This window comes from Streptomyces sp. MMG1533, assembly GCF_001279775.1.
GTDB lineage: Bacteria > Actinomycetota > Actinomycetes > Streptomycetales > Streptomycetaceae > Streptomyces.
Genome location: NZ_LGDG01000111.1, coordinates 103,705 through 117,067 on the forward strand (window position 1 = coordinate 103,705; position 13,363 = coordinate 117,067).

Consider the following 13,363-nt stretch of genomic DNA (forward strand, 5'->3'; position numbering starts at 1 on the left):
CGGCGTTCAGCCGTTCCCCGTGGGATCTCCCGGCGCGACCAGCCCCGATTCGTACGCGAGGACCACGGCCTGGACCCGGTCGCGGAGGTCCAGCTTCGACAGGATGCGGCCGATGTGGGTCTTGACCGTGGTCGGGCTGAGGAACAGCCGGTCCGCGAGCTCGGCGTTGCTCAGCCCCGTCGCGAGCAGCCGCAGCACCTCCAGTTCGCGCGGGGTGAGGTCGGACAGGTCGCGGTGGAGGGCGGCCGGCCGGGCCTCCTCGCGGTGGGCGAAGCGCTCGATCAGGCGGCGGGTGATGGCGGGCGCGAGCAGGGCGTCGCCGGACTGCACGAGGTGTACGGCGGCCACCAGATGCTCGGGGGTGACGTCCTTGAGCAGGAAGCCGCTGGCCCCGGCGGTGAGCGCGGCGTAGACGTAGTGGTCGAGGTCGTACGTGGTCAGGATGACGACGCGCAGGCCGGTCGTCGGGTCGCTGTCGGCGAGGATCCGCCGGGTGGCCTCGATGCCGTCCATCCGCGGCATCCGGATGTCCATGAGAACCACGTCGGGCCGGGTGCGCCGGACCGCGGCGACCGCCTCCGCCCCGTCGGCCGCCTCGGCCGTCACCTCGATGCCGTCCGCGGCCAGGATCATCCCGAAGCCGGTCCGTACGAGGGCCTGGTCGTCGGCGATGACGGCGCGCAGCGCCGGCGGCCGGTTCACGCCGCCCGCCACGGGACCCGGGCGCGGACCCGGTAGCCGCCGGCGAGGGTCGGACCGGCCGTCAGCTCACCGCCGTAGACCGCGAGGCGCTCACGCAGCCCGATCAGTCCGCGGCCGTTGCCGTCCGCCGGTACGCAGTCGCGGACGGCGCCGGTGTCGCCGACCTCGATCTCCAGCCGGTTCTCGGCGTAGCCGATCGTGACGTGGGCGTCGGCGCCCGGCGCGTGCCTGATCGTGTTGGTCAGCGCCTCCTGCACCACGCGGTACGCCGTCAGGTCCACCCCGGGCGGCAGCGGCTGGGGCGGCAGCGACACCGCGACGCCGACCGGGGTCCCGGCGGCGCGCACCCGCTCGATCAGCGCGTCGAGCTGTCCCAGGCCGGGCTGCGGCTCCAGGCCGTCGGCGGGGCTGTCGGCGCCGCCGGTGTCCGGGGCCGCCAACAGGCCCATCACATGGCGCAGTTCGGCCATCGCGGCCCGGCCCCCGGCCTCCACGGCCAGCAGCGCCTCCTTCGACCGCTCCGGCGCCGCGTCCATCACCTTGCGGGCCGCGCCCGCCTGGATGACCATCACGCTCACATTGTGGGTCACGACGTCGTGCAACTCGGCGGCTATCCGGGCCCGTTCCTCCTCGACCGCCCGCCGCAGGCCCTCCTCCTGCGCCCGCTGCAACGCGGCGAACCGGTCCCGGCCGGCCGCCAGGCGCCGCTGCCAGAACCGGACCGTCCCGGCCAGCACCCCGGCGACCAGCAGCACGACCATGGGACTCGACCACCCCGGCAGGATGGGATCCGTCTGCCGGAACGCCAGGCCGGCCGGCACGGCGGCGACGACCAGACAGACCGGCGCCAGCACCCGGTACCGACTGTGCTTCACCGCGCTGTAGGCGCCGATGACGCAGGTCAGCACAGTGATCCAGGTGGCCCGGTCGCCGATGCCCAGCGCCGCGGCCAGCACCACCCCGAACGCGGCCAGCGGATACCGGCGCCGGGCCGCGAGCGGCAGCGCCGACAGCAGCACGAGGGGCCAGGGCGGCGCCGCGACCGGGTCCTCCACGACCCGTGCGCCCGGCATCGGGGGCGAGGGAGGGACAGGCACCCCGTACTCGTCCCTCGGCACGACGAACGCCGGCCCGTCACCGGGATACCGCGCCGCCACCACCAGCGCCACCACGGTCAGGACGACCGCCAGCACCACGTCGGCGCGCACCGCCCGCCGCGACAGCGGCGCGCCCTTCGCCTCCGGCCGCACCGCGTCCCGCAGTTGGGCACGCCATCCGGGCCGCTCCTCCGTCTCCATCGGCTCATTGTGTGGCCCGTACGCCCCGGCCGCGTCCGCCTGGACGACCAGGGCGACCGGGACACCGTCCCGCAGGCGTACTTCGCAGGGATGACCCCGCGGCCGGGTCCTCCGCGGGGAGGGCCGCATGTCGGTGCCCCGGGCGACGCGCCCGGCGAGCCCCCGCCCCTACCTTCACCGGGACCCGGCACCTCGCCGGGACCCGGCCAGGCACGAGCGACCGTAAGGACGGACGACTCCCATGACCCCCTTCACTCACGTGATCGAACTGGCGGGCGTGGCCAAGCGCTACGACAGCGCCGGCGCTCCCGCGCTCGGGCCGCTCGACCTCGCCGTCGCGCAGGGCGAGGCGCTCGCCGTCACGGGCCCCTCCGGCAGCGGCAAGTCCACGCTGCTGAACCTCGTCGCCGGCCTGGACCGGCCGACCGAGGGCACGGTGACGGTCGCCGGGCAGCGGGTCGACCGGCTCAGCGAGCACGCGCTGGCCCGGTTCCGCCGCGACCGGATCGGCATGGTCTTCCAGTTCTTCAACCTGCTCGACGACCTCACCGTCGCCGACAACATCCAGCTCCCCGCCCAGCTGACCGGCACCGCGCGACGTCAGGCCGCGGCCCGCGCCGGCGAACTCATGGAGGTGCTCGGCATCCAGAAGCACGCCCGCGCCTACCCCGGCCGTCTCTCCGGCGGCGAACGCCAGCGGGTCGCGGTCGCCCGCGCCCTGGTCAACCGGCCCGCGCTGCTGCTCGCCGACGAACCGACCGGCGCGCTCGACACCGCGTCGGGCCAGGACGTACGGGAACTGCTGGTCGATCTGCACCGCGGCGGCCAGACCATCGTGCTGGTCACCCATGACCTCGCGCTGGCCGCGGCCTGCGCGAGCCGCACGATCCACCTGGTGGACGGTCATCTCGCCCTCGACACAGCGGTGGAGGCCGTCCGATGAGCGGCACGGACCGCCTGAGGCGCTTCGGCACCGGCGCCCTCGGCCGGGTCGTCCGCTCCGGCGTGGGCCGGCGGCGGGTGCAGACCGTGGTGATCGCCGTGGCCGTGATGATGGCCGTGGCCTCGGCGGTGGTGGCCGGCTCGCTGATGGTCGCCGCGGACGCGCCCTTCGACCACGCCTTCGCCGAGCAGAACGGGGCCCACATCACCGCGGAGTTCGACCCGGCCAAGGCGAGCACGCAGGAGGTGCGGGCCACCGGCCGGCTGGACGGCGTCACCGCGACCGCGGGACCGTACCCCGTCACGTCGGTCCGCCCGGTGGACGCGGGCGGCGGCCACCTGCGGCCCGTCACCCTGGCCGGGCGGTCCACCGCGCACGCCGAGGTGGACGACCTGGACCTGACGTCCGGCCGCTGGCCGACGAAGCCGGGCGAGATGGTGCTCACCCCGCAGGTCGCCGGCCCCGCCTTCGAGCTCGGTTCCACGCTGAGGACTTCGGACGCCGCCGATGCCCCGACCCTGACCGTCGTCGGCATCGCCGTCTCGGCCAGCCGGACCGCCGACGCCTGGGCAACCCCCGCACAGGTCACGGCCCTTGCCTCGGAGGACACCCCGGTCACCAGCCAGATGCTCTACCGCTTCGACTCCGCGGACACCGGCGGTCAGATCACCGCCGCCCGCAAGCGGCTCACCGCCGCCGTGCCCTCCGGGGCGCTCCTGGGCACCCGGTCCTACCTGGACACCAAGCGCGCCGCCGACTCGGGCGCGGCACCCACCATTCCGTTCCTGATCGCCTTCGGCGTGCTCGGCATCGCGATGTCGCTGATCATCGTCGGCAGTGTGGTCAGCGGCGCGGTCGGCACCAGCCTGCGCAGGATCGGCATCCTCAAGGCCATCGGCTTCACCCCGCGCGAGGTCGTCCGCGCCTACGTCGCCCAGGCACTCATCCCGGCAGGCGTCGGCATCGCCCTGGGCGTCGTCCTCGGAAACCTGCTGGCCGTACCGCTGTTGGACGACACCGAGCAGGCGTACGGCACCGCGTCGCTGACGGTGGCCTGGTGGGTGGACGTCGTCGTACCGGCCGCCGCGCTGCTCGTCGTGGGGATCGCGGCGCTGGTGCCCGCACTGCGGGCCGGGCGCCTGCGCACCGTCGAGGCCATCGCCGTCGGCCGTGCGCCCCGCACCGGACGCGGCCAGTGGGCGCACCGGGCGGCGGGCCGACTGCCGCTGCCGCGCGCGGTGACCTACGGCCTCGCCGCCCCCTTCGCTCACCCGGTCCGCACGGCCGCGATGCTGCTCGCGGTGGCCTTCGGCACGGTCGCGGCGACCTTCGCGGTGGGCCTGACCTCGTCCCTGCACGCGGTCGGCGAGGCCCAGGACCCCGAGAACCGCGCCGCGGTCAGCGTCTTCACCGGCGCCGCACCGGCCGGCGGCCCCGGCCCCGGCCGCGCCCCCGCGCCGGCCACGGCGGAGTCCCCGGCCGCCGACCCGGCACGCGTACGTGCCGCCATCGCGGCACAGGACGGCACCGCCTCGTACTACGGCAAGACCCAGGTGGACGTCACCGTCGCAGGGTACTCCGGCGCCGCCCGGGCCACCCTCTACCAGGGCGACTCCCGCTCCGGCGCCTACGCGATGCTCTCCGGTCACTGGCTCACCGGCCCCGGGCAGATCGTCGTGCCCTCGGGCTTCCTGAAGAAGACCGGCACCGAGCTCGGCGACACGCTCCAGGTCATCCACGACAAGCGGAAGCAGAACCTGCGCATCGTCGGCGAGGCCTTCGACGGCTCGGACGACGAACTGGAGCTCCACGCCGACATGGCCGACTTCCCGACAGCCGAACCCGGCGTGTTCCTCGTCGACGTGAAACCCGGCGTCTCCGCCACCGAGTACGCCCGCGAACTCGCCGCGGCGGTACAGCCCCTGGGCGGCGACGCGAGCGCCAACCCCCCGTCCGAGCAGGACAACTTCATCCTCATCCTGGACGCGATGGCCGCGCTGCTCACGCTCATGCTGGTCTCCGTGGCCGGCCTCGGAGTGCTCAACTCCGTGGTCCTCGACACCCGCGAGCGCGTCCACGACCTCGGCGTGTGCAAGGCGCTCGGCATGTCGCCGCGGCAGACCGTGAGCCTTGTCCTCGCCTCGGTGGCCGGGATCGGCCTCCTCGGCGGGCTGGCGGGCGTACCCGCCGGATTCGCGCTGCACGCCTACGTGGTGCCGGTGATGGGCCACGCGGCGGGCACCGACCTGCCGTCGTCGGTCCTCGACGTGTACGACACTCCGCGGCTGATGCTGCTGGGGCTGGCCGGCCTCACCATCGCCCTGCTGGGCGCGCTGCTCCCGGCCGGGTGGGCGGCCAAGGCCCGTACGGCGACGGCACTGCGCACGGAGTAGGGGCCCGTGTCCGAAGGCTCCTCCCCGCTATGTGTCGCACTCCAGCACCGTCCTGCACAACGAACACCGCGCCCGCATCCTCCCCCGCACCGGCACCCTGATCCGCTGGTGGCAGGTCGGGCAGGGGAAGGAGACGCGCAGGCGGCCGCCGCTGTCCGGGGTGAAGGTGTAGGGGACGCCCGGCTGAGGTCCGTGCGCGTGCCGCCGGTCACGGGCGTAACGGCGACGCCCCGCCCAGCCGGCCGCCGTGAGCGGGGGCTGCTGCTCGTCCTGGCGGGCCCGGTCCATGCCCTTGACGTACGCCGTGTAGGCCTGCGGGCTGGTGAACCACACCGACGGGTCCTCACCGAAGACCAGGGCCCGCTTGGCCAGGACGTAACCGAACTCCTCCGGCGTGAGATAGCCGAGCTTCTGGGAGGATGCCGCGTCCTCCCGGTACGCGTCGAGGAGCAGCCAGCCGGCCCCGAGGTAGGTCGTCGCGGTGTCGGTGAGGATCTCGTTGTCCCGGGTGCCGGGGAACGTCAGGTCCAGGCGGTGCAGATAGACGTGCATCACCTCGTGGGCGAGGGCCGCGCCGATGTCCCGCCGGTGGGTGCGGAAGCGGTCGTTCAGCTCGACGAAGTACTCGGGGCCGGCGGTGAGTTCGACGTTCGCCGCATGGATCATCTCCCGGAAGCTCACGACCATCCGGGCGTCCGGCAGCCGGTAGTGCCGCACCAGCTCACGGGCCACCCGCTGCGCCCCCAGATACAGGTCGTCGGTGTCGCAGAACGCCACGTCGGCGGGGGCCATGCTGGCCCCGAACGTCTGGATGGTGTCGTACGACAGCCGCTTGTACAGCGCGGTGACGGCGGCCCGCACCGTCTCCAGATGCGGGTAACCGTGCTCGACCGGTCCGTCGTTCGCCACGCCCGTACCCCCAAGAGGCCGTGAACCCGGTTCCACTCTACGGGGAGGCGGGTGGATTTCCGCTGGTCGGATTCGCCGGTACGGGCCGGAGCGCGGGCCGGGTCGCCGCCGCCTGCTCGAACTCCAGTACCCACACTTCGTTGATCCCCTCCCGCAGTACCGGACCGGGCACGTACAGTGACCGCTGCGGCCCCGCGGACCAGTAACGGCCCAGGTTGAAGCCGTTGATCCACACGAAGCCGCGGGTCCAGCCCGGCAGGTCCAGGCAGGCGTCCCCGGCGCCGCGGACCGTGACGGTGGCCCGGTACAGGCCGGGGGCGGCGTCGCCGTCAAGGTCCTGGAAGACGATGCCCTCGATGTCGTCCAGGGCGTCCAGGCGCAGCCCGCGCGCGCGTACGCCGTGCAGGAACTGGCGCTCGTGCAGGAGGCCGCCGGTGATGCCCTTGGGCTCGCCGGACCGCGGACCGTAGTTGACCCTCCCCAGGGACTCCACCCACAGCTGCACGCGCGCGTGCCCGGCGACGGGGTCCTTGAGGCGGTCGTCGTCCTCGGTGAGCACTCCGGCCCGCTCCCCGTCGACGTACACCACCGCCAGGTCCCGCAGCCCGCGCGCGGTCAGCGGGTAGGGCTGCCGCGGTCCCGGCACGGTCACCTCGTAGCGGACCAGTCCCCGGTCGACGTCCAGTTCCTCGAAGGTGGGCGGTACGGGATACGTGCTCTCCGGGCCCCCGCGGGCGTCGAGTACCGCGGACAGCGGCGCCCAGCCGTCCACGCGCACCTCGGCCGGCCCACCCAACCGCGGGGGCGCGGGCGGGAGTTCGGGCAGCGGGCCGTCGGCGTACCCGGCGAGGACCTCGCGCAGGCGCCGGAACTTCTCCGTGGGCCTGCCGTACTCGTCGACGGGCGCGTCGTAGTCGTACGACGTCACGTCCGGCTGAAGCGGCCCGTCGTGCATCCGGCCGCCGCCCCGGTTGGCGCCCGCCCAGCCCGCGAAACTGGTGCCGCCGTGCGCCATGTAGAGGTTGACCGAGGCACCGCACTCCAGGATCTCCCGCAGCGTCGCCGCCGCCTCGGCCGGATCCCGTACGACATGCTCGCCGCCCCAGTGGTCGAACCACCCGCACCAGAACTCCATGCACATCAGCGGCCCCTCGGGGCGGTGTCGGCGCAGCGCTTCGAACGCCCCGCGCGCGTGGGAGCCGAAGTTCACCGTGGCGAGCACACCGGGGACCGAGCCGCCGGTGAGCATGTGGTCCTCCGGGCCGTCCGAGGTGAACAGCGGCACCGTGACGCCCTGGGACCGCAGCAGGTCCGCGAGCCGGTCCAGGTACTCCGCGTCCGAGCCGTAGCTGCCGTACTCGTTCTCGACCTGCACCATGATCACCGGGCCGCCCCGGTCGGCCTGCCGGGACACCACCTCCGGCAGCAGCCGGCGAAACCAGTCCTCCACAGGTCGTAGAAAACGCTCGTCACGCGTGCGCGTGTGCCCCGTCAGCCAGTGCGGCAGCCCGCCGTTCTCCCACTCGGCACAGATGTACGGCCCCGGCCGCACGATCGCCCACAGCCCCGCCTCCCGCACCGCGTCCAGGAACCGGCCCAGCGCTTCCACGTCCCGGAAATCGCCCGGCCGCGGCTCGTGCAGGTTCCACGGCACATACGTCTCCACGCAGTTGAGGCCCATCGCCCGCAGCATCGCCAGCCGGTGCCCCCACTGCGCCTCGTGCACCCGGAAGTAGTGCAGCGCACCGGACAGCAGCCGCACCGGCCGCCCGTCCAGCAGGAAATCCGTGTCCCCCACCGTGAACTCGCTCATGCGCCCACCCTCACCCCCTGGCGTCGATCACGTCCATGGACAAAGATCGGCGCTGCTTGGACACAAGTACGACCTCCGGAGGACCGCGGATGTACCACACCTGGATGCGGTTCTTCACACCCCGCCCCGCCCACCACCGGCTCGGCCTCGTCTGCCTCGGCGTCGGCCTCCAGTACGGCCCGCTGCCCACCGTCGGCCCGCGCACCCTCGACAGCCACGTCGCCGTCGTCATCAGCACCGGCAGCGGCTGGTACCTGGCCCCCGACGGCCGCCGTACCACCGTCACCGCGCCCGCCCTGCTGTGGCTCACCCCCGGTGTCCCGCACCACTACGCGCCCGACCCCGGCGCCGGCTGGGACGAGGGCTTCGTCGGCTTCAGCGGACCCGCCACCGCCACGTACACCGAACTCGGCTACATCGAACCCGACCGGCCCGTCGTGCCTCTCTCGGACGCCACCGGCCCGCGTGCGGTCGTCGCCCGCATCGCGCGGGCCGCCCGCCGCGACAACCCCCTCCTGGAAGTGGAGACCGGCGCCGCCGTCCACGAACTCCTCGTCGCCCTGCGCCGCGCCCGCGCCGACCTCGCCCCCGACGGCGACCCGGTCCTCAAGGCCCTCGCCGGCGACGCCTTCAAACCGCTGTCCGTCGCCGACCACGCCGCCCGGCACGGTATGACCACCGCCGAACTGCGCACCGCCGTCCGCCGGGGGGCGGGCTGCAGCCCCAAGGAATACCTCCTCGGCATCCGCCTGGGCCGCGCCAAGGAACTCCTCGCCGCCACCGAACTGCCCGTCGCCGCCGTCGCCCGCCGCGTCGGCTACGACGACCCCGCCTACTTCTCCCGCCTGTTCACCCGCCGCGTCGGCATGGCCCCCGTCCGCTTCCGCGCCCAGGAGAGCCGCGTGGTTCCCGGCGGCTGGAGCAACCAGGTACCGGATCCGGACGATCCGCCCATGATCGAGAGCACGCCCGCCCCGTAATGTGGACGCCCATGACCACCAGCAACAACGGAACCGGCGACGTCGACCCCGCCGTCCGCGAGGAACTCGCCCGGCTCCGCGACAGCATCGACAACATCGACGCGGCCGTCGTCCACATGCTCGCCGAACGCTTCAAATGCACCCAGCAGGTCGGCCACCTCAAGGCCCGGCACCAACTGCCGCCCGCCGACGCGGCCCGCGAGGCCCGGCAGATCGAACGCCTGCGCACCCTCGCCGAGAACGCCAAACTCGACCCGGCCTTCGCCGAGAAGTTCCTCAACTTCATCATCGCCGAAGTGATCAGACACCACGAACGCATCGCCGACGACACGGTCAACGGCTCGACGCATTTGGCGAATTGACCTCGCCCGACGCCCCCGCAGTCGTGACACGGGGGCCCGCGAGAGGCATGCTGCGCTGTGCACTCCTTGTCAGCTGACGAGCACACCCCGTCAGCTCCTCGGACATAAGCTGGACTGTCCACGAGGGAGGGACGTCGGGCCATGCCGTCGGATGCCAGGATCCTCATCGTCGACGACCACGAGGACACGCTGTACGCCCTGGAGAGCGCCCTGGCCCCGCTGGGCTACCGGCTGGGCCGCGCCACCAACGGCGACGAAGCCCTCAAGCAGGTGCTGCGCGGCCAGGTCGGCCTCCTCCTGCTCGACGTGCGCATGCCCGGCGTCAGCGGCCTCGACGTGGTGCGCTACATGCGCCGCGTGGAGCAGACCCAGCACATACCCGTCATCCTCCTCACCGGCTTCGGCGCCGACCACGAACTGACCTCCACCGCCTTCGGACTCGGCGTCGCCGACCTCGTGATGAAACCCATCGACCCCTGGGCCCTGCGCACCAAGGTCCGCTACCTCTTCGACGCCCACCAGCGCCACCTCGCCCTCGAACACGAGGTCCGGGAACTACGCGCCCTCGTCAAGGACCACGCCGAAGCCGAGGAACACCCCCCGCGCCCCGCCCTGCCCCACCCGGACACCCGGGTCCCCATCCAGCGCGGACAGGGGGCGCACACCGGGGAGCTCGAACAGGACCGGACATAGGCCGCGTACCGATCCGCCTCTGTGCCATGTCAGCGGCATCAGGCAGCATGTCCTGCATGTCCGTACTGACGCGCGACGAAGCGCAGACCCGTGCCAAACTCCTCGACGTCCACCGCTACGCGATCGACCTCGATCTGACCACCGGGGACGAGACCTTCGACTCCCGCACCGTCATCAGGTTCACCGTCCGCGCGGACCAGGACGCCACGGACACCTTCGTCGAGGTCAAGCCGGCCGAACTGCGCTCCGTCACCCTCGACGGGCAACCGCTCGACCCGGAAACCCTGGACGAGAACCGACTGCCCCTGAAGAACCTCACCCCCGGCGAGCACGAACTGCGCGTCGACGCGGCGATGCACTACTCCCGCACCGGCGAGGGCATGCACCGCTTCACCGACCCCACCGACGGCGAGACCTACCTCTACACCCAACTCGCCATGGAGGACTGCAAGCGCGTCTTCCCCGCCTTCGACCAGCCCGACCTCAAGGCCGTCTTCGACCTGACCGTCAAGGCCCCCGAAGGCTGGACCGTCCTCGCCAACGGCATCACCGAACACCTCGGCGACGGCCGCTGGCAGGCCGCACCCACCCCCCTGATCTCCACCTACCTCGTCGCCGTCGCCGCCGGCCCCTGGCACTCCGTACGCACCGAACACCGCGGCCTGCCCTTCGGCATCCACTGCCGCCGCTCCCTCGCCCCCCACCTGGACGTGGACGCCGACGAACTCTTCGAGATCACCAAGCAGTGCTACGACCGCTACCACGAGAAGTTCGAAGAGCCCTACCCCTTCGACTCCTACGACCAGGCGTTCGTCCCCGAGTTCAACTTCGGCGCCATGGAGAACCCCGGACTGGTCACCTTCCGCGACGAGTTCGTCTACCGCTCCGCCGTCACCGACACCGAACGCCAGACCCGCGCCATGGTCATCGCCCACGAAATGGCCCACATGTGGTTCGGCGACCTCGTCACCCTCCAGTGGTGGGACGACATCTGGCTCAACGAGTCCTTCGCCGAGTACATGGGCTACCAGACCCTCACCGAAGCCACCCGCTACACCGACACCTGGACCGACTTCGGCGTCGCCCGCAAGGCCTGGGGCTACGACGCCGACCAGCGCCCCTCCACCCACCCCGTCGCCCCCGACCCGGACGCCGTCCCCGACACCGCGTCCGCCATGCTCAACTTCGACGGCATCTCCTACGCCAAGGGCGCCTCCGCACTCAGGCAGCTGGTCGCCTGGCTCGGCGAGAAGGACTTCCTCACCGGCATCAACACCCACTTCGCACGCCACCGGTTCGCCAACGCCACCCTCGCCGACTTCATCGACTCCCTCGCCGCGGGCACCGACCGCGACGTCCACGCCTGGGCCGACACCTGGCTGCGCACCACCGGCGTCGACACCCTCACCCCACGCGTCACCCCCGGCGACGACGGCACCTGCACCCTCACCGTCGACCGCACCGGCAGCCGCCCCCACCGCATCGCCGTCGGCCTCTACGACCAGGACGTCGCAGGCGTAGGCCGCCACCTCGTCCTGCGCAAACGCCTCGACCTCGACATCCCGCACACCACCGCCCACCCCATCGGCAAACGCCCAGCGCTGCTCCTCCTCAACGACGGCGACCTCACCTACGCCAAGGTCCGCTTCGACACCCGCTCCTTCGAAACCGTCCAGGCGGCCCTCTCCGGCCTGCCCGAACCCCTCACCCGCGCGGTCGTCTGGAACACCCTCAGGGACGCCGTCCGCGACTCAGACCTCCCCGCCGGCGCCTACCTCCAGGCCGCCCGCACCCACCTCCCGCACGAGACCGACCTCGCGATCGTGCAGGGCGTCCTCGCCTTCGCCGCCGCCCAGGTCACCGACCGCTACCTCAAGCCCGAGGAACGGCCCGCCGCACTCGCCACCCTCACCGCCCTGTGCCGCGACCTCATCCGCCGCACCGAGGACGGCGACAACCCCGGCCTGCGCCTCATCGCCGTACGCCACTTCATCGACGTCGCCGCCCACCCCGACACCATCGCCGCCTGGCTCGCCGACGGCACCGTCCCCGGCGGCCCCGAACTCGACCCCGAACTGCGCTGGCGCGTCCTCGGCCGCCTCGCCGTCCTCGGCGCCACCGACGAAGCCGCCATCACCGCCGAACTGGCGCGCGACCCCAGCGCCACCGGCCAGGAAGGCGCCGCCCGCTGCCGCGCCGCCCTGCCCGACGAGGACACCAAACAGCAGGCATGGGAGGCGATGTTCACCGACGACACCCTCTCCAACTACCTGTTCACCGCCACCGCCCAGGGCTTCTGGCAGCCCGAACAGACCGACCTCGTACGGCAGTACGTCCCCCGCTACTTCCAGGACGTCGTCGCCCTCGCCGACCGCCGCGGCCCCGCCATCGCCGAGGCCGCCGGCCGCTGGGCCTTCCCGGCACACGCCGTCGACACGGAGACACTCCGCGTCGGCGAGCAATGCCTGAGCGACGGCGACGTGATCCCGGCCCTGCGCCGCAAGCTCGCCGACCAACTCGACGACCTGGCACGGGCATTGCGGGTACGCCAGGCCTAGACAGGACGACCCCCGGGGCACGGCCGACTCCTACGGGACCGGCCGCGCCCCGACACGTTTTCCCCGCACGGACATACCCCCTTTCGGGTTCCGTTCATCGGGCTTTTCGGGCGCGACCGCGTATTCGCGTACAAGCTGGAACTCCCTCTGCCCAGCGCCCGGAGGACCCCATGAGCACACCGAGCCTCGCCTCCGGCCCCGAAGGCCCCCACCACCTACGGCCCCTGCTCGACACCGTGCTCGACGCCCTGCACGAAGGCGCCCGGGCACGCGGCGGCCCCCTGCCAGCCGGCGGCCCCGACACCGTCGCCGCACGCCTGCGCCACACCGTGGGCGACGTACTGCCGAACCAGGGCGACCCGCACGCCCTACGGCTCCTCGTCCACGCGCTCGCCCAAGGCGCCGCCGACCCCGCGGACCCCCTCTGCGCCGCCCACCTGCACTGCCCACCCCTCGCCGTCGCCACCGCCGCCGACCTCGCCGTCTCCACCCTCAACCCGTCCCTCGACTCCTGGGACCAGGCCCCGGCGGCATCGGAACTGGAAGCACTCGTGACACGGGCACTCGCCCGGGAAGCCGGCGCCGCCGACGCCCTCATCACCACCGGCGGCACCGAATCCAACCAACTCGCCCTCCTCCTCGCCCGCGAAACCCACGGCGCCGGCGTCCGCCTCGTCTGCGGCGCCAACGCCCACCACTCCCTGCCCCGCGC

At 72.9% G+C, this 13,363-nt stretch carries 10 protein-coding genes and 1 pseudogene; 7 read left to right on the top strand and 4 right to left on the bottom strand.

What is annotated here, in order from left to right; genetic code table 11:
- Window positions 1-6 precede the first annotated feature (6 nt).
- Window positions 7-714, bottom strand: coding sequence for a response regulator (locus ADK57_RS13150; protein WP_053749604.1), 708 nt, complete (start codon window positions 712-714; stop codon window positions 7-9).
- The gene (locus ADK57_RS13155) at window positions 699-2,000 is read right to left on the bottom strand and encodes a sensor histidine kinase (protein WP_053749605.1); all 1,302 of its coding nucleotides are present in this window, start codon (window positions 1,998-2,000) and stop codon (window positions 699-701) included. Before ADK57_RS13155 ends, ADK57_RS13150 begins: the two co-directional genes overlap by 16 nt.
- Window positions 2,001-2,241: 241 nt before the next feature.
- On the opposite strand from ADK57_RS13155, the gene ADK57_RS13160 reads away from it, so the two are divergent.
- Both ADK57_RS13160 and ADK57_RS13165 read left to right on the top strand, forming a co-directional pair.
- Window positions 2,242-2,943, top strand: coding sequence for an ABC transporter ATP-binding protein (locus ADK57_RS13160; protein WP_053749606.1), 702 nt, complete (start codon window positions 2,242-2,244; stop codon window positions 2,941-2,943).
- A complete protein-coding gene (locus ADK57_RS13165; protein WP_053749607.1) occupies window positions 2,940-5,336 on the top strand; it encodes an ABC transporter permease in 2,397 nt (798 codons plus the stop codon). The genes ADK57_RS13160 and ADK57_RS13165 overlap by 4 nt, the downstream gene beginning before the upstream one ends.
- A 27-nt stretch (window positions 5,337-5,363) precedes the next feature.
- Here the strand turns inward: ADK57_RS13165 and ADK57_RS13170 are convergent, their stop codons facing one another.
- Both ADK57_RS13170 and ADK57_RS13175 read right to left on the bottom strand, forming a co-directional pair.
- Entirely contained in the window at window positions 5,364-6,245 is an 882-nt protein-coding gene (locus tag ADK57_RS13170) for a hypothetical protein (protein ID WP_053749608.1), read from the bottom strand.
- A gap of 37 nt (window positions 6,246-6,282) precedes the next feature.
- Entirely contained in the window at window positions 6,283-8,058 is a 1,776-nt protein-coding gene (locus ADK57_RS13175) for a glycoside hydrolase family 35 protein (RefSeq protein ID WP_053749609.1), read from the bottom strand.
- Between the two features lie 89 nt (window positions 8,059-8,147).
- Between ADK57_RS13175 and ADK57_RS13180 the strand changes: the two genes are divergently transcribed.
- The 5 genes and pseudogenes from ADK57_RS13180 to ADK57_RS13200 all read left to right on the top strand — a co-directional run.
- The gene (locus ADK57_RS13180) at window positions 8,148-9,038 is read left to right on the top strand and encodes a helix-turn-helix domain-containing protein (RefSeq protein ID WP_053749610.1); all 891 of its coding nucleotides are present in this window, start codon (window positions 8,148-8,150) and stop codon (window positions 9,036-9,038) included.
- A gap of 11 nt (window positions 9,039-9,049) precedes the next feature.
- Window positions 9,050-9,400 (top strand): chorismate mutase, encoded by a 351-nt coding sequence (locus ADK57_RS13185; protein WP_053749611.1) that lies wholly within the window; start codon window positions 9,050-9,052, stop codon window positions 9,398-9,400.
- Between the two features lie 141 nt (window positions 9,401-9,541).
- Window positions 9,542-10,093 carry a response regulator gene (locus ADK57_RS13190; protein WP_053749612.1) on the top strand — a complete coding sequence of 184 codons (552 nt, stop codon included), beginning with the start codon at window positions 9,542-9,544 and terminating at the stop codon, window positions 10,091-10,093.
- A gap of 56 nt (window positions 10,094-10,149) precedes the next feature.
- Window positions 10,150-12,651 carry an aminopeptidase N gene (gene pepN, locus ADK57_RS13195; protein ID WP_053749613.1) on the top strand — a complete coding sequence of 834 codons (2,502 nt, stop codon included), beginning with the start codon at window positions 10,150-10,152 and terminating at the stop codon, window positions 12,649-12,651.
- A gap of 170 nt (window positions 12,652-12,821) precedes the next feature.
- Window positions 12,822-13,363 (top strand): annotated as a pseudogene (locus ADK57_RS13200) (aspartate aminotransferase family protein); the annotation flags it as partial.